This window comes from Vibrio sp. YQ_11, assembly GCF_043103065.1.
Lineage (GTDB): Bacteria > Pseudomonadota > Gammaproteobacteria > Enterobacterales > Vibrionaceae > Vibrio > Vibrio parahaemolyticus.
Genome location: NZ_JBICJM010000007.1, coordinates 56,957 through 76,902, shown reverse-complemented (window position 1 = coordinate 76,902; position 19,946 = coordinate 56,957). Strand labels below are relative to the sequence as shown.

The window sequence follows — 19,946 nt, the reverse complement described above, 5'->3', positions numbered from 1 at the left end:
CATCTTGTATTCAATACGCAATAGAATAACAAGAATTTCGCTTTCTCCCCACGATTCTTGTTAAAATAGTCATAATATTAATCAAAACACAGGCAACTGAAATGGCACGTAAGAATCAAAAAGCGCCATGGGAACCAGAAGAAGAGATCATCTGGGTAAGTAAATCCGAGATGAAGCGAGACATGGAAGAGCTGCAAAAGCTTGGCGAAGAGCTTGTAGGCCTAAAGCCAGCAGTTCTCGAAAAGTTTCCATTGAGCGAAGACCTGCGAGAAGCAATTGCCGATGCACAGCGCTTTAAGAACGAAGCGCGTCGTCGTCAGCTACAACGTATCGGTAAATTGATGCGTTATGAAGACCCAGAACCAATCCAAGCGGCATTGGACAAAGTACGCAACAAACACTCACAAGCAACAGCAGCGCTGCATAAACTGGAAATGCTGCGTGATCGCGTTGTGGAAGAAGGCGACAAAGCCATTGATGACGTCATGGAATTGTACCCAGAAGCGGATCGTCAGCGTCTACGTCAACTTGCACGACAAGCAGCGAAAGAGAAAAAAGCCGGTAAACCAGCAAAATCTTACCGTGAAATTTTCCAAATCCTGAAAGCGTTAAACGAAGAAGAAATCTAATCTTCCTTCGTAAACCATAAAGACAAAGCAGACCACTAGGTCTGCTTTTTTAATGCGGATAATCAACGCCCATTAAGCGAGGCGATTGAGGAGGTCTCCGCGCTGAAACGCGTTAATGTTCTCAATCAGGATGTCGGCCAAGCGTTGAATCGACGAATCACTTCCCCACGCAACATGAGGCGTTAACAGCAAATTCGGTAAGTGAATATTAGCGATCAGAGGGTTGCTCTCATCGGCAGGCTCTTGAGTAAATACATCAAAACCCGCTGCTGCGATCTCACCCTGTTTTAGCGCATCCACCAACGCTTGCTCATCAACCAAACCGCCACGACCGGTGTTGATTAGAATCGCGTTTGGTTTCATTTGCTGTAACTCGGCTTTGCCAATCAAATTCTGCGTATGCTCGTTAAGCGGACAGTGCAAAGTCAACGCGTCAGAGTGTTTCAACACTTCCTCAAATGGCACATAACCTGGTCGACATTCTGCTGCTCCTTTACGCTCCGCAAATAAAACGGTCATTCCTAGCGCTTGAGCCAGATTCGCCGTGGCTTGTCCCAATGCACCACTACCGACGACACCTAGTGTACTGCCGCCAACATCCCCGATGGAATGAGTAAAAAAGCAGAACTGCTTATTACGCTGCCATTCACCAGCCGCAATGTCTTGATGGTACCCAAACAAGTTTCGACGCAAAGCAAACAACATCGCGATCACATGCTCAGGAACAGATTGAGTGGCATAACCACGCACGTTCGCGACTGCAATGCCATGTTCAGCACAATAGTTCACTTCGACATTGTTAAACCCTGTCGCCGCAACAGCAATCATCTTGAGCTGAGGCAGCTGCGAAAGTACCGATTGATCCAACACCACTTTATTGCTGATGACGATATCGGCATCAGCCAAGCGTTCAACCACGAACTCAGGCGGTGTCAGTTCATACTCCATCCAATGATGAGGAAACTCAGGGCGCGGGACTTGAATGTGATTGGGAATGGTGGCGCGGTCGAGAAAGACCACTTTAGGCAGTGACATAACGGCTCCTTGTTCACTGCCTAATGAAATCTATTTATGGGCGTGGCAGTGTTTTGTAATCAGGTAATTTACGCTCTGGATCGAAATAGTCAAAGATCATCTCTTCGGCTTCCTGGTAAAAGTCACACGGAACAAAAATACTGCGGAGCCAGTGACTTTTCGGATGGTAGAAGCTCAGTTCAGAAGCGTGCAGTTCCAAACGCTCAGAGAAGGCTTTGGCTTCTTCGGTAGCATAGAACTCATCACCAACAATAGGGTGACCCAACGCTTGCATGTGCACACGCAATTGATGTGAGCGGCCAGTAATAGGCAGTAAACGTACGATGGTCGTCTTTGTGCCGTCTTCATGTTCTTCTCGCTTCGCGACTTGGAAGAGAGTTTTTGATGGCTTACCATCTTCAAAACACACTTTTTGCAGCGGACGGTTTGGCCAGTCACAGATCAATGGCAGATCGATTTCGCCCTCTTCCTGCTCGACATGACCCCAAACGCGTGCGTAGTAAATTTTATGCGTTAAGCGGAACTGGAACTGCTTTTTCAACGCACTTTCTGCTCGCTTGTTTTTAGCCAGTACCATCAATCCCGACGTCGACATATCTAAGCGATGCACGACTTGGATATCTGGGTACTCCTCCTGTAAACGACTCCACATGCTGTCATGGTGTTCTGCAAGACGTCCCGGAACTGACAACAAACCAGACGGCTTATTCACAGCCAAGATATGGTCGTCCTCAAAAACGATGTCGATCCAAGGATCTGTCGGTGGGTTGTACTCAAGCATTGCCATGGGTGGGATCTCTAGAAAATAAAAACGCCGCGATTATAACGAGGGCTCAGCCAAAACGCATTTTAATTTCGCGACCAATGAAAACACCAAAACCAACAGGGTTAATCAAGTCAATAAATTCGAAAAATAAAATAAAAACTGATTTGTAAATATAGTTTGACAAGTACTGCGGGAGTGATATTTATAGAGTGGTTACCCAAATAACTTTATTCCGTTCGGAAAAGCACCCCATAACATTAAATAAGGTTTCACGCCGTTTGGATTCCCGCGAACCGTTCTCGCGGGGAAGGTTATGCCGCTATACACAACATCAAAGGACAATAAGAAATGGAATCCGCCGTACCAGATCAACCCCAATCCAGAATATCGCTATTTTTCCGCTCACTTGGCCCAGGCATCCTAATGGCTTCTGCGGCGGTGGGTGGCTCTCACCTTGTAGCCTCAACCAAAGCGGGTGCCATCTATGGCTGGCAACTTGCCGCACTCATCCTGCTCGTAAACCTGTTTAAATACCCATTTTTCCGAGCTGGCGTGCAATACACGATGGGCACAGGGCTTACGTTAGTCGAAGGCTACGCGAGACTGGGGCGCCCTTACCTTTGGTTGTTTCTGTTCTTAAGTGTGGTGTCGGCGGTGATCAACACCGCAGCATTGTTGATGTTTAGTGCGAGCTTGCTGGGTTACTTCATACCGTTTTCACTGTCGATGGCATCGTTGAGCATCATCGTTTTGGTCACGTGTTTGATCATTTTATTCGCCGGCCATTACAAAGCACTCGACACACTTTCGAAAGTGATCATGTCCGTGCTCACCATTGCAACGCTGCTTGCTGTTGCAATTGCGTTTGGTAACCCAGTGGAACCCGTCGCGAACTTTGAATCACCTTCCCCTTGGTCAATTGCGGCAATTGGTTTCATCGTGGTTACGATGGGGTGGATGCCAGCACCAATTGAGATTTCGTGTTTAACCTCAGCGTGGCTAAAGCGCCAGTCGAGTCAGCAAGAAGTAACACCTCGCTCTGCTCTGTTTGACTTCAACGTTGGCTACATCGGTACAGCCATTTTGGCGCTAGTGTTTGTTTCGCTCGGTGCGTTAATGCTGCACGGTGCTGGAATTGAACTGAAGAGCTCAGGGGTTGGCTTCTCGCATCAGTTGGTTGGCTTGTACGCTTCGACCATCGGTGAATGGTCACGTTACTTAATCGCGGTGATCGCTTTCTTCTGTATTTTCGGCAGTACGATTACTGTTATTGACGGTTACTCGCGCGTAATTGCCGACTCACAACGCCTGTTGCGCTCTCAAGCGGAAACCGATCCAAAAGCAACGTCAGCGATTATGTTGGCGGTATCATTGCTGGCGCTGGGTATTGTCGTATTCTGGGCATCGGCACTGCTGCCTATGCTCGACTTCGCGATGGTTCTGGCGTTTATGACGACACCATTCTTCGCGCTACTGAACTACATCTTAGTGAGCAAAACGGACTTACCGGAACCGCTGGCGGTGGGACGCAAACTGAAATGGCTATCGATTGCTGGGCTGATTTACTTGTTTGGCTTCTTAGCTTTGTTTATTTGGTGGAAGTGGTTGATGTAATCCGCAGGCAAACCGTAGATAAAGAAAAAGGTCTTCGATTGAAGACCTTTTTAATGCGTTTAATGCGATTAGTTGTGGCTCACCACGATCAGACGGAGCGAATCGAGCTGTACTTGAGCTTGGTTGATGTAACCAGTCAGCTCTTTGATTTGTGCTTCAATCGCTTCAATCTCTTCATCACGAATGTTTGGGTTCACCGCTTTCAAGGCTTGTAAACGCTCTAGCTCCGCATTCAAGCTTTGCTGCATATCTTGCTGCGCTTGCTTACGAACGGCTTCCACTTTCTCTTCAACCAGCACATCACCCGCTTCAATCAACCGGTGCACGTCTTTTTGCACAGACGTCACCAACTTGCTACCAAGATGACGGTTTACTGGGCTAAGTTGACGGTTGAAACCTTCAAACTCCACTTGAGCCGATAGATCGTTACCGCGAGAGTCCATCATCAGACGGATTGGCGTTTTCGGTAAGAAACGAGTGATACCGCTGCGTTTTGGTGCTTGCGCATCTACCGCGTAAATCAGTTCAAGCAGAATCGTACCAACTGGCAACGCCTTGTTTTTCAACAGAGATACAGCAGAAGTACCCACACCTTCACTCATCAGAAGATCGATACCACCTTGGATCATTGGGTGTTCCCAACTGATGAAGTGCATGTCTTCACGAGAAAGCGCGGTATCGCGATCAAAAGTGATCGTCGCACCTTCGTATGGCAAACCAGGGTAGCTTGGCACCATCATGTGCTCTGATGGCGTCACCACCAGTGCATTTTCGCCTTTGTCGTCTTGGTTCAAACCAATCGTATCAAACAGAGAAAGCGCAAACGTGACTAGGTTTGTATCACCATCAGTTGATTCAATTTTCTCAACGATTTGCTGAGCTTTTTCGCCGCCGTTAGAGTGCATTTCTAGCAAGCGGTCACGACCTTGCTCTAGTTGCGATTTCAATTCTTTGTTCAGCTTCGCTGATTCTTCGATGATCTCATCCAGAGTACTAGTATCTCCTGACGCCAGAATCTCAATCAGAGCGTCTGAGTACTTGTCATAAACCGCACGACCTGTCGGGCAGGTTTCTGCAAAGGCGTTCAGACCTTCATCGAACCAACGCGCAAGGATCGCTTGCGATGTACCTTTCAGGTAAGGAACATGAATGTCGATATCGCGGTTTTGACCGATACGGTCCAAACGACCAATACGTTGTTCAAGCAAGTCTGGGTTGAATGGCAAGTCGAACATCACCAATTGGTTGGCAAATTGGAAGTTACGACCTTCAGAACCGATTTCGCTACAGATCAGAACCTGTGCACCGCCTTCTTCTTGCGCAAAGTAAGCCGCAGCTTTGTCGCGCTCAAGAATTGACATGCCTTCGTGGAAGACCGTCGCACGGATGCCTTCGCGTTCACGCAGCGCTTGCTCCAATTGCAATGCCGTGCTCGCACGAGAAGCAATCACGAGAATTTTCTCGCCGCGTTTCTCTTTTACTTTTTCAAGTAGCCAGTTTACACGTGAGTCAAACTGCCACCAGCTTGCGTCATCGCCTTCAAATTCTTGGAAAATTTCTTCCGGGTACAGGTTCTTCATCGCACGCGCTTCAGAACTCATCTTACCGCCAATCATCCCTGCCACACGCATTGACGTGGTGTACTGCTGTGGGATATCCATCGGCATAAGGTGCACATTACGCGCTGGGAAACCTTTGATTGCCGCACGCGTGTTACGGAACAAAACACGCCCCGTACCGTGACGGTCCATTAGGTTATCGATTAGCTCTTGGCGAGCTGATGCTTTCGCCTCTTCATCGCTGTTGCTTTCGATAATGCGGAAAAGTGGTTCTACGTCTTGTTCAGACAACAGCTCAGTGATCTGGTTTTTCGCTTCATCAGGCAGCTTTTCGCCTGAGAAGAGTGAAGTAATCGCATCCGCTACAGGCGCGTATTGCTCTTCTTCCTCGACGAACGCTTCATAATCATAGAAACGATCGGGATCCAGCAGACGTAGACGAGCAAAGTGGCTTTCACGACCAAGCTGTTCTGGCGTTGCCGTCAGTAGCAACACGCCCGGAGTACGTTCAGCCAAGCCTTCTACCACTTGGTATTCACGGCTTGGTTTGTCTTGGCTCCACTCAAGGTGATGCGCTTCATCGACGACAAGCAGATCCCACTCACCTTCCAACGCTTGTTCAAAACGCTTGCGGCTCTTACGTAGGAAATCGAGTGAACACAGCACGTATTGCTGAGTATCAAATGGGTTTTCAGCGTCCGCGAATGCTTCAATACAACGCTCTTCATCGAAGATAGAGAAATGCAGGTTGAAACGACGCATCATCTCAACTAGCCATTGGTGTTGCAGTGTTTCAGGCACCACAATCAAAATGCGTTCAGCACGACCAGACAGCACTTGCTGGTGGATGATCATGCCCGCTTCGATGGTCTTACCCAACCCTACTTCATCCGCCAACAAAACGCGTGGCGCGTGACGGCGACCGACTTCGTGCGCGATGTAAAGCTGATGAGGGATCAAACCTGCTCGCATACCACACAAGCCACGCATTGGGCTCTTGTGCTGTTCAAACTGGTTGGTTAGCGCACGGTAACGAAGAACGAAGTTGTCCATGCGGTCGATTTGACCGGCGTACAACTTATCTTGAGGTTTGTTGAAACGAATTTGGTTGCTAAGGAAAATCTCACGCAGAACAACTGCGGTTTCTTGCGTGTCTTCACGAGTACCGAAATAGGTGTACAGACCTTCATCTTCCAGTACTTCTTCAACTTTCAGAGACCAACCTTCTTGGCAATCGATGACATCACCGACGTTAAACGTTACTCGGGTAACAGGTGCATCGTTACGTGCGTAAACTCGGTTTTCCTCTGACGCTGCAAACATCAATGTCACAGTACGAGCATCCATTGCTACTACGGTACCTAAACCTAAATCGCTTTCCGTATCGCTAATCCAGCGCTGCCCCAAAGCAAATGTCATGAATTGACTACCTCGTTATTAGTTCTTGATTCGTATTTCTTGTTGGTCTACTCACACCCGAGGGCATGGATAATAGTTTAGATCTGATTCTGGCTTCTGCTATGCACATTGAGCTCGTCATGCGAGTGTGGACTGAACATTTTTAAGTCAGCTCAACATGATAAATCGGACGTAGCCTATGCGCAGAAAAAGGTCGCTAATCTTACTTGAAGCTGTGATTTAGGTCACGCCGAAACCGCACCAAGCGGAAACTTTTTTTCCCAAATTACAAATGCAATCAAATTGTAAAAAACTCATGCCAATTATTAACTTGTTGGAAGTAAATATTACGTATACTTCTAATGAGGGGCGCTTAAAAACATTGCATATAATTTGAGCGCATTAGTACACGATTAGGATCAACACGGGTTTGCAGTAAGTTGTCTTGCTACTCGGTTGCTAACTAACCGACGATAGCCCGATAACCTCTATTGCAAGCAATCAGAGTTAGGTCATTTCTTATGTTGAATTTGGCTTAACCACTCGCAAGCAAAGCCGCGCTGCGGCAAGGAGACGCTATGGGCGATACCGATCGGAAACTGTTTGTACTTGATACCAACATCCTTCTTCATGAACCCTTCGCCATCTTCTCTTTCCAAGAACACGATGTCGTCATCCCCATGACCGTGTTGGAAGAACTCGACCGAATTAAAGACAGCAAACGCGATGTCGCAAGAGACGCACGCGTAGCTATTCGCGCTTTGGAAGATCTCTTTAAAGACGCAACGCCAGATGAAATTTCAGAAGGCATTCCCGTATCGAAAGAAAAACCAGACCAAGGCTCTATTTCCATTTTGGCGGATTTTGAATTGCAGGAAACCGTCAAAGCTTTCGCCGACAAAGCCGGTGACAACCGTATTCTCAACGCGGTGCTTTATCTGCAAAACAAACGAGCACCACGAGAAGTCGTGCTTATCACAAAAGACATCAACATGCGTCTGCGCGCGAAAGGAGCCGGAGTTCGCTTTGTTGAAGACTACCGAACCGACCAACTCATCGACGACATTCAATACCTCACTAAAGGCTTCCAGCAACGAGAAGGCGATTTCTGGAGCGGCATTGATGAAGTTGAAAGCTACGCGTTGGGTGGCAGAACTTATCACAAACTCAGTCGTGAGCCTTTTGACCCAACGTTCATCAACCAATACGTCATTGATGAAGATAGCGATTTTGCAGGCCGCGTTGAAACCATCAATGAAGACAAGCTAACCCTACTCGACCTAAGCCGAGAACGCATGATGCACCGCCGAGCTTGGGACATCACACCAAAAAACATTTATCAGGCCATGGCGCTCGATGCCCTACTCGACCCTGACATTGATTTGGTGATCCTCACTGGTGCGGCGGGTAGTGGTAAAACGCTATTGGCCATGGCAGCTGCGCTCGAGCAAACTATTGAAAAAGGCATGTTTGATAAAATCATCGTCACGCGTAACACGCCAGACATTGGTGAGTCGATTGGCTTCTTACCAGGCTCAGAAGAGGAAAAAATGATGCCTTGGTTGGCGGCGGTAACCGATACTTTGGAGGCGCTGCATAAGCACGATCACTGCACCGAAGGCTCGTTGAAATACATCTGCGATAAAGCCAACATTCAGTTTAAGTCGATCAACTTTATGCGTGGCCGTTCGATTCAAAATGCGTTTGTGTTGCTTGATGAGTGTCAAAACCTCACAGCATCACAAATCAAAACCATCATTACCCGCTGCGGTGAAGGAACCAAAATCGTCTGCTCCGGTAACTTGGCGCAGATTGACTCACATTACCTCACCCCAGTGACGTCAGGTTTGACCTACATGGTTGAACGCTTCAAGAACTTTGAAGGCAGTGCGAACATTCACCTCAACGGCGTGGTTCGTAGCCGCTTGGCAGAGTTTGCAGAAGAGAACCTCTAACCCACGTCGATTCACGCACAAAGTAAAAGAGCGCTCCAATGAGCGCTCTTTTTATCAAGGTTCGAGTGATTTACTCGGTGCCACCAACAGTCAGTGAATCAAGCTTCAACGTTGGCTGACCAACGCCTACTGGCACGCTTTGCCCTGCTTTACCACAAACGCCAACACCTTTATCGATGCTTAAGTCGTTACCGACCATCGACACTTGCTGCATCGCTTCAATGCCTGAACCGATTAGAGTTGCCCCTTTGACGGGACGAGTCACTTTACCATCCTCAATCAAATACGCTTCTGATGCAGAGAACACGAACTTACCTGAGGTGATATCCACCTGACCACCACCGAAGTTAGGCGCGTAGATGCCTTTCTTCACGGTCGAGATGATTTCTTCTGGTGTGTGTTCACCTGGCAGCATGTAGGTATTGGTCATGCGTGGCATCGGTAAGTGCGCGTAAGATTCGCGGCGACCGTTACCCGTTGGGTTTACCCCCATTAGGCGCGCGTTCAGCTTGTCTTGCATGTAGCCTTTCAATACGCCATTTTCGATCAGCGTGTTGTACTGACCATTCACACCTTCGTCGTCCACATTGAGTGAACCACGTAGATCTTTCAGCGTACCATCATCCACAATCGTACATAGCGATGACGTCACTTGCTGACCCATTTTGCCAGAGAATACCGACGACTCTTTGCGGTTGAAATCCCCTTCTAAACCGTGACCTACCGCTTCATGCAGCAGTACGCCCGGCCAACCAGAACCAAGAACCACTGGCATCATACCTGCAGGTGCAGCTTCTGCTTCTAGGTTAACTAACGCCATACGAATGGCTTCGTCCGCGAAGTGGAAGGCTTGCTTCACACCATCTGTTTCAGACAAGAAGAAATCGTAGCCAAAACGACCACCACCACCAGCACTGCCACGCTCGCGACGGTCACCTTTCTGTGCAAGTACACTGATGGATAGTCGAACAAGAGGACGAGTATCACCAGCGAAAGTGCCATCTGTAGCGGCAACTAGCATTTGCTCGTGCACGCCACTGATGCTGATAGAAACTTCTTTGATCAGAGGCTCTTTAGTGCGAATGTACGCATCCAAAGACATCAGTAACTCGGTTTTTTGTTGTTTTTCCCAGCTTGCTAGCGGGTTAACCGCATCATAGTAAGCTTGATTTTCCGAACGTTTGAATGCTTGAACTTTGCCATTTTGGCCCTGCTGCGCAATGCCTCGCGCCGCAATTGCACTTTGCTTCAAACCTTCCGGATTGATTTGATCTGAGTAAGCGAAACCGGTTTTTTCGCCCGTCACTGCACGCACACCGACACCACAATCAATGTTAAAAGAGCCATCTTTGATGATGCTGTCTTCTAGAACCAGAGACTCGTGCCAGCTGGACTGAAAGTAGATGTCCGCATAATCGATCTGGCGCGTAGCAATGCTGGCAAGCGTGTCAGCAATGTCCTGCTCTGTCAGACCATTTGGGGCAAGGAGTGCCTGTTCTATTTGGTTTGTGCTCATAGTTAGCTCTTTTATTTCCGTCTCAATTCATTTTGAAAGCGACTGTGTTGAGTCAGCGGCATATTCTGCCTTACTTGCTGGGTTTGTGACAAATCTATCTCTGCCACCAGCAAACCCACTTGGTCTTGAAGTTGTTTGTGAATGCGTCCCCAGGGGTCAATCACCATTGAATGCCCCCACGTTTTACGGCCGCAAGAGTGTGTTCCCGTTTGTCCACTGGCTAAAATCCAACATTGCGTTTCAATTGCTCGAGCTCGCAGCAACACTTCCCAGTGAGCTTGCCCAGTAACCGCAGTAAACGCGGCGGGAACAACAATGATATCCGCCCCCGCTAAACGCAGTGCTTTGTACAGTTCGGGGAAACGAACGTCGTAACAAATGCTCAAGCCGACGCTGCCGATATCCGTTTCTGCCACCACAATTTGGTTGCCCGCGGTAAAAGTATCTGACTCTCGGTAGCTGCCATGGCCATCTTCTACATCGACATCAAACATATGCAGCTTGTCATAATGGGCAATGCACTTTCCGTGAGGAGGTAAAACGAGCGTCGTCGTTGTCACACCACGCGCGGTTTGAATCGGCATGCTACCAACGACAAGCGTCTGTTGATGACTCTTCGCGATATTGGCTAAACGCTCTTGAATAGCACCGCTACCTAACGGCTCTGCATGTTGATGGTACTCTTCTCGACTGGCAAACAACACCGCATTTTCCGGCGTGAGCACCAGCTTCACTCCTTGATTGGCCGCCAAAGCACATTGCTGGTCAATAAAGTCCAAATTCGCCTGAATATCAAGCCCCGAAGTCATTTGAATGATGCCAACACGTTCCATGTGTTCTCTTCCTTCTACCACTTAGTCGGGCGATCTATTTAGCCTGCTCACGCAGTTTTTCTGGCAGCTTGTATTCGCCTTTACTACGTGAAATCTCTTTTACGGTTGGTGAATCTAACGGGCCTTTGACCTCGTAATTCACTTGGGTGAACACCTCTACAACAGGAGAAATCACCGTGGAAATCGCCAGCACGTACAGAGCGGTTTGAGGGGCCACCGCAAACGCCGTCAACATTGGTAACCCTGACGTAATATCCGGCGTAAACTTCACTTCCGCATCCACCATTCTGCTGGTCATGTTTGCAATACCACGAATTTGCATTTCACCAGCTAGCGCATCCATCACAATATCATTGGTGATGAACACACCATCTTGGATTTTGCCTGTACCCGTGATGGAGTTGAACGCCATGCCTTTGTCGAATACGTCGGTAAAATCGAGCTGCATCTTACGAATGATGGAGTCCAAGCTAAATAAGCCAAGCAAACGCGCCGCGCCGCTGACTTCACTCACGACTCCTTTGCCAAACTCCGTCGAGACATTCCCCTGCAAGGTTGGTGTCTTCATCGACCAAGGCGCACCATCCCAATTCATATTGGCGTTGATCTCAAATGGCGCTTGCTGGATCCCAGACGTGATACCAAAACGCTCCATCAGATCCGTGTTGTTATCGCCTTTCATTGTTAACGTCAGATTGGAATGGCTACGATCTTTGGTCAGCTCCCACCAACCATTCATATCGATGCGGTTTTTGCCGCTACTGAAGGTAATGTTTTTCCACTCCAAACGATCATCTTGACGCTGTAAGTCGACATTCACTTTGCCAACCTTGTAACCTTGCAGCCAAAAATCGTCGATGTTCAACGTTAAGTTTGGCATCTCTGCGTGAAACTTGCGGTCAAAGTTGGTAATAAGTGGTGCATTCTGATCTTCACTAGCGAAAATCGAACTGCGCTCTTTGGTCATTTCCTCAAAGTCTGGCAAGTACAAATGCAGATGGTCTAGAGACACCGATAAATCGTACGGTTTGAGGTACGTTGCTTTGCCTTTCACCTCTTGGCTACTCACGTCCAACTGCCAACTTAGGTTCTTTTTACTGGCGTTCAATGCCACATCGTGAAACTCAATGCCGCCCAGCAACAAGTTCGGCGTTTCGACTTCAATACGCGTTGGTAAAGGAATCGTAGGCGTCTGCATGTTTGCCAGCACCGATTGCGCTTTACTCTCTGGCGTATCCAGTAACGTCGCCCACTTATCTAGGTTTAACTCATCTAGACGAATCGAAGCATCGTGTCCAACGACAGGGCTAATTTTAAAACCGCCTTTGCCTAACACTAAGTTGGTCGCGGTTAACACTGGCACATCGCCCGAGATATCAATTTCGGTCTGATATTTCGCATTTGGGATTTGCAAACGAGCCGAAATGCTCTCCTGATTCCCCGATGCTTGGAGTTTCGCCTGACCAGCTTCACCGACCTTTTTCGTCAATGGGTATGGGTATTCACTGGCTAATCGACCGAGCTGCGCCAACACATCCACTTGGTAAGTAAAACCCACATCGTTGAGCTGCAAGTCAATGTCCATTTGCCAAGGTGCATGACCGGAAACCAAGCTCAACCAACGTTCACCCAAATAAGGCTTGAGCGGCTCCACATCCCAATCACCTAAAGTATTGATGGTCACGTTGTAGCCTTGGTCCGCACTTTCGCCGTGGAAATCGAGTGAAATAGGCTGCGAGAGTAACTCTGCTGACAAGCCAGATGTCGTCACCACATCGTTGTCGAACTGAATGCGGCCTGTGGCTTTTTCTAGCGTCATTGGCGGCGCATCAATATCAACACGGTTGTCTTTCAAATCCGCATAACCCCAAGCTCGCGCGTCTTTTTCCATATCAAAAGGAATGTTGAGCTGGAACTCGGAATATACCGGGCCACTAACTTGCAAGGCCGTCAAAGCGGCACCAACCGAGTCAACCAGCGGCGTAGCCATCATGTAGTCACGAACTTCATTACCCGGAGCTGTGGCTTTAGCTTCAATTTCGATATGGCCATCTTCAGCCAACTCCGGAATGCGCCCCGTGATGCGTTTAGCGTGAACGCCATTTAACGTCGCCGATTTGGAATCCAGATACATGGCGTCGTTTTCAAACAATAGATCAAGCTGCAAGTCGGTAATGGTTGGCCACGCAGTATCAAAACTGAATTTCGCGTCTTTTAAGCCAACCCATGCCTGAAACATGCCGTTGTGCTCTTTGTAAGGAAAATCTCCTAACTCGCCATACCATAGCAATTTGGCTGTGTTTACTTTACCGCCTTGAATGGCGGTCGATAAGTAATCCGTCAGATCTTGGCCTAATGCCAAGGTTGGCAAGTAACGCCAAGTTTCACCAGCGTTGTAGAGATCCGCCTCAGCATAAAACGATAGGAATGGGCTTTGCTCTTTAGGGAAATCGAGTCGAAATGCGCCCAACACTTGAAGGTCCGGAGTCGCAGCCGTGACTTTATCCGACCACAAACGCCAACCTGTCTCATCTTGCTGCCAGATGATGTCGACTTCGCCTTGCTTGATGTTCAATGGGGCTTGGAATACATCCCCGTACGGGAAAACATCATCAATGACCATGACTTTCGCTTTCGCTTGCTTCAAGTCACCCGCAACGCTGCCTTGCACATGCTGAAAGCCCGGCAGCAGTTCCCATTGAGTCATAGCTAACTCATCGAGGTCCGCCGAATAACGCAACGTATCTAAGCCACCATTCATGGCTAAACGAATGTCTTCAACACGACCTTTCGGCGCTAATTTATTGAGTAAGTCACTGGTTGATTCCGATTCCGGCGCGAGCTTAACGAGTGGAATCAACGCCTCAATGTCGAGCTGAGAAAGGTTGAGCTTCCAGCCATCTGGTTGCCAATCAAAAGCCGCATCAAGTTCAGGCCAGGATTTGTCATCGGTGCGAATTTGAAGTGAGTGACCATTTACTTTCCAACCTTGCTTATCAGGCAAGAGCTTAAACACTCCCGATTCGATAAACAGTTCATGGCGGCCATTTTCATTCCATACGAGCTCAGACGGTTGCAGCTCTACGTACGCATAATTAGGTTGGCTGTGTTTGAGAGTCAGCCAGGTATTCAAACTGACCTTGCCAGACTCCGCCCCCGACTCTTCTTGCATGTAAGTGGTAAGCCAAGGCGTTACCGAGACATCTTGCGCACTCACGTAAAACTCACCAGACACATCACGCAGCGAACCATGGTCTTTAAAGTTAGCATTTACTAACAGTGAGTTCAGGCTAGCGTCTGCAATACTGACTGTGCCTTCCGCTAAGTGACGTTTGCCTTGGTTACTCCAGCGAAGCTGTTCAATATCGAGTCGACGAGTTTCGCCCGATACCGATTTGTACCAGACGCGTGAATTCGTAATGGTGAAGTCTTCAAACTGACGCAGCAATAGTGAGTCCAGCTGATCAATCAGCTTAATTTCATTTTGATCAACATCAGTGGTCGGCTCTTGATTACTCGACGTAGGTAGAAGATCGACCGTGCGAATATCTAATGCCAAGTTATGAATGGTTAAGTCTGCCACGACGGGCTTAAACTGAAGTAATGATTGAATCAAATCGAATTCAATTTGAATTTCATCAACGGCGAATCGAGCTTCTTGGTTATTCGGTAAGTTAGCTTCTAAGCCGAGTAACGCGATAGAGGGATGGCTATTACGCCAAGAACCAGCAACGCTGGAGATAGAAAAGTCAAAACCTGTGCCTTGTTTGACCCAGGTTTTGATCTCATCTTGGAAGTGGTTAAGTTGTGGCAATGTGACGCGTAGAGTGGTCACTAGAATGGCTAAAAAAACCAAGACAGTGACTAACGTCCACGCGCAAAAACGCCCAAAACGGTTAAAACCAGAATTCACAAATGTTCCAATTACATCATCACGACGTCAAACTGTTCCTGAATGTACAGGGGTTCAGCCTGAATACGGACTTGCTTACCAATAAATACTTCAAGTTCTGCCAACGCATGAGACTCATCACCCAAAAGCGCTTCTGCGACAAATGGCGATGCGTATACGACAAAGTTGTCGGCATCGTACGCTCGGTTTACACGAGTGATCTCGCGCAGAATCTCGTAACACACCGTTTCAACCGTTTTCACGGTGCCACGGCCTTCACAAGTAGGACAACCAGAACAAAGAATATGTTCAATACTTTCGCGCGTACGCTTACGCGTCATTTCAACCAGACCTAACTGCGTAAAGCCATTGATGTTGGTTTTCACGCGGTCTTTCGACAATGCAGCTTCTAACGAAGTTAGTACTCGCTGACGATGCTCTTCTGACGCCATATCGATAAAGTCGATAATGATGATGCCACCTAGGTTACGCAGACGTAACTGGCGAGCAATGGCTTGAGTCGCTTCAATATTGGTATTAAAGATGGTCTCTTCTAAGTTACGACGACCAACAAACGCACCCGTGTTGATGTCGATGGTGGTCATCGCCTCTGTTTGATCGATGATTAAGTAACCACCCGACTTGAGCTCAACTTTGCGCTCCAAAGAGCGTTGAATTTCGTTCTCAGTGTCGTACATATCAAAGATAGGCTTGTCACCTTCGTAAAGCTCAAGCTTATCGGTCAGCTCCGGCACGTACTCAGAAGTAAACTCTTTGAGGTTCTCATATTCTAAACGTGAATCGACCAAAATCTTGTCGAGTTCCGTTCCAACGAAGTCACGCAAAATACGTTGTGCAAGACCAAGCTCGCCATACAGCGTTGAACGTGTCTTGTACTTAGAACGACGCTCCATGACTTTCAGCCATAAGCGTTTTAGGAACGCAGCATCTTGAGAGAGTTCTTTCTCGTCTGCCCCTTCTGCGGCCGTGCGGATAATGAAACCACCGTGCTCATCGCAGTAGTGATTCACCACTTTTTTAAGGCGCTCACGTTCGCTTTCGCTTTCAATACGTTGCGATACACCAACGTGGCTAGCGCCAGGCATAAAGACGAGATAACGGGAAGGAAGTGTGATGTCAGTAGTTAAACGCGCACCTTTAGTGCCAAGAGGATCTTTAACTACCTGTACGACGATATCCTGACCTTGGCGAACCAATTCAGAAATGTCACGAACTTGAAACTGCTGTTTCTCGTTCTCTGCCACACATTCAGTATGCGGAACGATATCAGACGCATGTAAAAACGCCGCTTTATCTAAACCGATATCGACGAAAGCCGCTTGCATGCCAGGCAGTACTCGGCTTACTTTGCCTTTGTAAATGTTGCCCACAATGCCGCGACGAGATTCGCGCTCGATATGAATTTCTTGTAGTACTCCACCTTCAATCATGGCCACACGAGTTTCACTCGGGGTCACGTTAAGCAGCAATTCTGCACTCATGTGCACACCTCAAAACAATTATAAAAATTCTTGAATTAGCTGATCGGTTTCGAACAAAGGTAAGCCTACTACAGCGTGATAACTGCCTTCGATTCGGGTGACAAATCGCCCTCCGAGTCCCTGAATACCATAACTTCCAGCTTTATCGCATGGCTCTCCTGACTGCCAATATTGTTCGATTTCTTCGTGAGTCAGTGGCTTGAACCATACGTCAGTGGTGACGACCACCGAGTGTTGTTGTTCCGATGATACGACGCTCACCGCTGTCATCACTTGATGACGACGACCGGATAAGTCAGTAAGCATACGCTTTGAATCTTCAAAACTTTTGGGTTTCTCTAACACACGGTCATCGCATACTACGACCGTGTCTGAGCCCAATACAACGGAATCAGGCTTAGCCAACGCTAAGCCTGCCTGAGCTTTTTCCAAAGAAAGACGCAGCACGTAATCTTGTGCTTGCTCATCAGCCTGTTTGGCTTCTTCGATGTCCGGTAATACGATATCAAAGTCATAGCCTAGTTGAGCAAGCAGCTCTTTTCTTCTCGGAGAACCCGAAGCGAGAACGAGAGATAGGCTCTTTTTCACCGCATTACCTTACGTGCCAAGCGCGACGAACTCGTCGCATTAATAAAAACATCCATGGCCAAAGTATACAGTTTATTGCCGCCGTCCACAGAGATAATGGATTAAATACTACGTCCTGGTTCAAATATTCCCCACAGAATATCAAAACTTCCAATAACGCAGTAAAAAAGGCAATTAAAATCGACTGTTGCCACAATGCCATGTTACGAATTAGCAAGAAATTCAGTGCCACCAAGTAGATGACAATGGACATCATCATGCCCCGAATTCCTAGCGTTGAACCAATGAGAATGTCCCACAATAAGCCCAACACTAACGCCGTGCCGACGTTCACTCGATGCGGCAATGCCAGCACCCAATAACACGCCACCAAAAATAGCCATGAAGGACGAAGTAGGTCCAATACACCTGGCCAAGGAATGGTTTGCAGTACTAGCGCAACGAAGAAACTAACACCAATCACCATTCTGCTACGCAATACATTACTGGCCATTAGTTACCTCTTGTTCTTGCTCTAACCCGTCATTCGCGTTGGATTGCAGTACTTTGTGCTGACGATCTTCGTTTGGCCAGATCAACAGCAAGTATCGTAGACGATCAAACTCCACCACAGGTTCGGCTTTGATCGATGCAAACTCTTGACGAGTATCGTGATCCACATTCGTGACCGTCGCCACAGGGTAGCCTTCAGGGTAAATGCCTCCCAGACCGGATGTCACAAGTAAATCACCGACTTGAATATCTGTACTGGTTGGAATGTGTTCCAGTTGGATTTCATCCATTTCACCATTACCTGATGCAATCACTCGAATGTCATTACGAATGACCTGAACTGGAATGGCATTTTTTGCATCTGTCAGTAGCAATACGCGCGCATTGTGCGCCGCAACAAACGTAACCTGACCGACAATACCTTTTTCGTTAATAACGGGCTGACCAACGTACACACCGTCAATTTGGCCTTTATCAATCACCACTTGATGACGATAAGGAGAAGTATCCACCGCCATAACTTCGGTCACGACCTTCTTCTCATCACGAACAAAAGACGAGCCAAGCAACTTACGCAAGCGTTGGTTCTCTTCTTTATATTGGTCGAGCAAGATCAATTCGCTTTTTAGACGAAGCACTTCGCGCTTTAAGTTGCGATTGCCTTCTACTAATGCCTGACGAGTATTAAAACGTTCGAATACACCATCAAACATGCTGCGAGGCATATTCGCGGCGTACTGAATTGGCGCAACCATACTGTTGAGTAGGTAGCGAACGTTGGAAAACGTATCTAGACGACTATCAGCCAGCATCAAGCTCGCCGACACGATGACAGCAAAAAACAGACGTAATTGCAGAGACGGGCCTCTGCCAAAAATCGGTTTCATCTTGTTTTTAACCTGATTGCTTCCATGATTATTGAGCCTTACTTGGCAACCTGAAACGCGTTCAGATATGGAGCATGTTTGAATTACAGAGAGAGCAGAAAAGAAGGTGAAGCCCGTAATGAGCTTCACCTACATTTTTATTCTTCAGAGAACAGATCGCCACCGTGCATGTCGATCATTTCTAGTGCTTTACCACCACCACGTGCCACACACGTTAGTGGATCTTCAGCGATAACTACCGGAATACCCGTTTCTTCCATAAGTAGGCGATCAAGATCTTTCAGTAGTGCGCCACCACCGGTTAGCACCATGCCGTTTTCAGAGATATCTGAAGCTAGCTCTGGTGGACACTGCTCTAGCGCAACCATGACTGCAGAAACGATGCCTGATAGCGGCTCTTGAAGCGCTTCTAGGATCTCGTTTGAGTTCAAGCTAAAGCTGCGTGGCACACCTTCTGCAAGGTTACGGCCGCGAACTTCAATCTCTTGAACTTCATCACCTGGGTAAGCTGAACCGATTTCGTGCTTGATCTTTTCTGCCGTAGCTTCACCAATCAAACTGCCGTAGTTACGACGCACGTAGTTGATAACGGCTTCATCAAAGCGGTCACCACCGATACGTACAGAAGACGAGTAAACCACACCATTTAGAGAGATAACGGCAACTTCAGTAGTACCACCACCGATATCGACCACCATCGAACCTGTTGGCTCAGAAACACGCAGACCTGCACCAATCGCCGCCGCCATTGGCTCGTCAATTAGGTAAACTTCACGTGCGCCCGCACCCAATGCTGATTCACGGATCGCACGGCGCTCAACTTGAGTAGAACCACAAGGAACACAAACGAGTACGCGAGGGCTTGGCTTAAGGATGCTGTTATCGTGCACTTGCTTGATGAAGTGTTGAAGCATTTTTTCGGTTACGTAGAAGTCAGCGATTACGCCGTCTTTCATTGGACGGATAGCTGAAATGTTACCAGGTGTACGACCCAGCATTTGTTTTGCTGCATGACCGACTGCAGCAACGCTTTTTGCAGAACCTACACGATCTTGACGAATAGCAACTACAGAAGGTTCATCAAGGACAATACCTTGTCCCTTTACGTAAATTAGAGTGTTGGCAGTACCCAAATCGATAGATAGATCGTTAGAAAACATGCCACGAAGTTTCTTAAACATACTCTTCGCTCATCCTGCAAAAATTTAGAAGACAAAAATTGTCCTAAATGTACCAATGCCTCGCTGTCACAGCAAGGCATTGGTACACAAACATGAGCA

General features: G+C 47.8%; 14 protein-coding genes. 3 read left to right on the top strand and 11 right to left on the bottom strand.

Annotated features, from left to right (window positions below):
* Positions 1–101 precede the first annotated feature (101 nt).
* The gene (gene yjgA / locus ACF8EG_RS05330) at positions 102–629 is read left to right on the top strand and encodes a ribosome biogenesis factor YjgA (RefSeq protein ID WP_005457057.1); all 528 of its coding nucleotides are present in this window, start codon (positions 102–104) and stop codon (positions 627–629) included.
* Between the two features lie 72 nt (positions 630–701).
* On the opposite strand, the gene ACF8EG_RS05325 is transcribed toward yjgA, so the two are convergent.
* Positions 702–1,664: a D-2-hydroxyacid dehydrogenase gene (locus ACF8EG_RS05325; protein ID WP_031853649.1), complete on the bottom strand. Its 963-nt coding sequence runs from the start codon at positions 1,662–1,664 to the stop codon at positions 702–704.
* A gap of 34 nt (positions 1,665–1,698) precedes the next feature.
* Positions 1,699–2,451: a bifunctional tRNA pseudouridine(32) synthase/23S rRNA pseudouridine(746) synthase RluA gene (gene rluA, locus ACF8EG_RS05320; protein ID WP_021484738.1), complete on the bottom strand. Its 753-nt coding sequence runs from the start codon at positions 2,449–2,451 to the stop codon at positions 1,699–1,701.
* Positions 2,452–2,778: 327 nt separating this feature from the next.
* Between rluA and ACF8EG_RS05315 the strand changes: the two genes are divergently transcribed.
* Positions 2,779–4,044, top strand: a complete 1,266-nt coding sequence (locus ACF8EG_RS05315; RefSeq protein ID WP_021823466.1) for an NRAMP family divalent metal transporter — start codon at positions 2,779–2,781, stop codon at positions 4,042–4,044.
* A 68-nt stretch (positions 4,045–4,112) separates the two neighbouring features.
* On the opposite strand, the gene rapA is transcribed toward ACF8EG_RS05315, so the two are convergent.
* Complete coding sequence (gene rapA / locus ACF8EG_RS05310) at positions 4,113–7,022, bottom strand: RNA polymerase-associated protein RapA (protein WP_015297323.1); 2,910 nt, start codon at positions 7,020–7,022, stop codon at positions 4,113–4,115.
* 557 nt (positions 7,023–7,579) lie between these two features.
* Between rapA and ACF8EG_RS05305 the strand changes: the two genes are divergently transcribed.
* Positions 7,580–8,956: a PhoH family protein gene (locus ACF8EG_RS05305; RefSeq protein ID WP_023585526.1), complete on the top strand. Its 1,377-nt coding sequence runs from the start codon at positions 7,580–7,582 to the stop codon at positions 8,954–8,956.
* A 70-nt stretch (positions 8,957–9,026) separates the two neighbouring features.
* Here the strand turns inward: ACF8EG_RS05305 and tldD are convergent, their stop codons facing one another.
* The 8 genes from tldD to ACF8EG_RS05265 all read right to left on the bottom strand — a co-directional run bounded on the left by tldD (position 9,027) and on the right by ACF8EG_RS05265 (position 19,847).
* A complete protein-coding gene (tldD, locus tag ACF8EG_RS05300) occupies positions 9,027–10,472 on the bottom strand; it encodes a metalloprotease TldD (protein WP_020835343.1) in 1,446 nt (481 codons plus the stop codon).
* Between the two features lie 11 nt (positions 10,473–10,483).
* The gene (locus ACF8EG_RS05295; RefSeq protein ID WP_069507424.1) at positions 10,484–11,305 is read right to left on the bottom strand and encodes a carbon-nitrogen hydrolase family protein; all 822 of its coding nucleotides are present in this window, start codon (positions 11,303–11,305) and stop codon (positions 10,484–10,486) included.
* 34 nt (positions 11,306–11,339) lie between these two features.
* Entirely contained in the window at positions 11,340–15,218 is a 3,879-nt protein-coding gene (locus ACF8EG_RS05290) for a YhdP family protein (protein WP_069507425.1), read from the bottom strand.
* 11 nt (positions 15,219–15,229) lie between these two features.
* Positions 15,230–16,699 carry a ribonuclease G gene (gene rng, locus ACF8EG_RS05285; RefSeq protein WP_005461826.1) on the bottom strand — a complete coding sequence of 490 codons (1,470 nt, stop codon included), beginning with the start codon at positions 16,697–16,699 and terminating at the stop codon, positions 15,230–15,232.
* 18 nt (positions 16,700–16,717) lie between these two features.
* A complete protein-coding gene (locus tag ACF8EG_RS05280; protein WP_005461824.1) occupies positions 16,718–17,287 on the bottom strand; it encodes a nucleoside triphosphate pyrophosphatase in 570 nt (189 codons plus the stop codon).
* A gap of 4 nt (positions 17,288–17,291) precedes the next feature.
* Complete coding sequence (gene mreD, locus ACF8EG_RS05275; protein ID WP_069507426.1) at positions 17,292–17,780, bottom strand: rod shape-determining protein MreD; 489 nt, start codon at positions 17,778–17,780, stop codon at positions 17,292–17,294.
* Positions 17,770–18,666 carry a rod shape-determining protein MreC gene (mreC, locus tag ACF8EG_RS05270; protein WP_005461822.1) on the bottom strand — a complete coding sequence of 299 codons (897 nt, stop codon included), beginning with the start codon at positions 18,664–18,666 and terminating at the stop codon, positions 17,770–17,772. Before mreC ends, mreD begins: the two co-directional genes overlap by 11 nt.
* A 137-nt stretch (positions 18,667–18,803) precedes the next feature.
* A complete protein-coding gene (locus ACF8EG_RS05265) occupies positions 18,804–19,847 on the bottom strand; it encodes a rod shape-determining protein (protein WP_005381144.1) in 1,044 nt (347 codons plus the stop codon).
* Positions 19,848–19,946 lie beyond the last annotated feature (99 nt).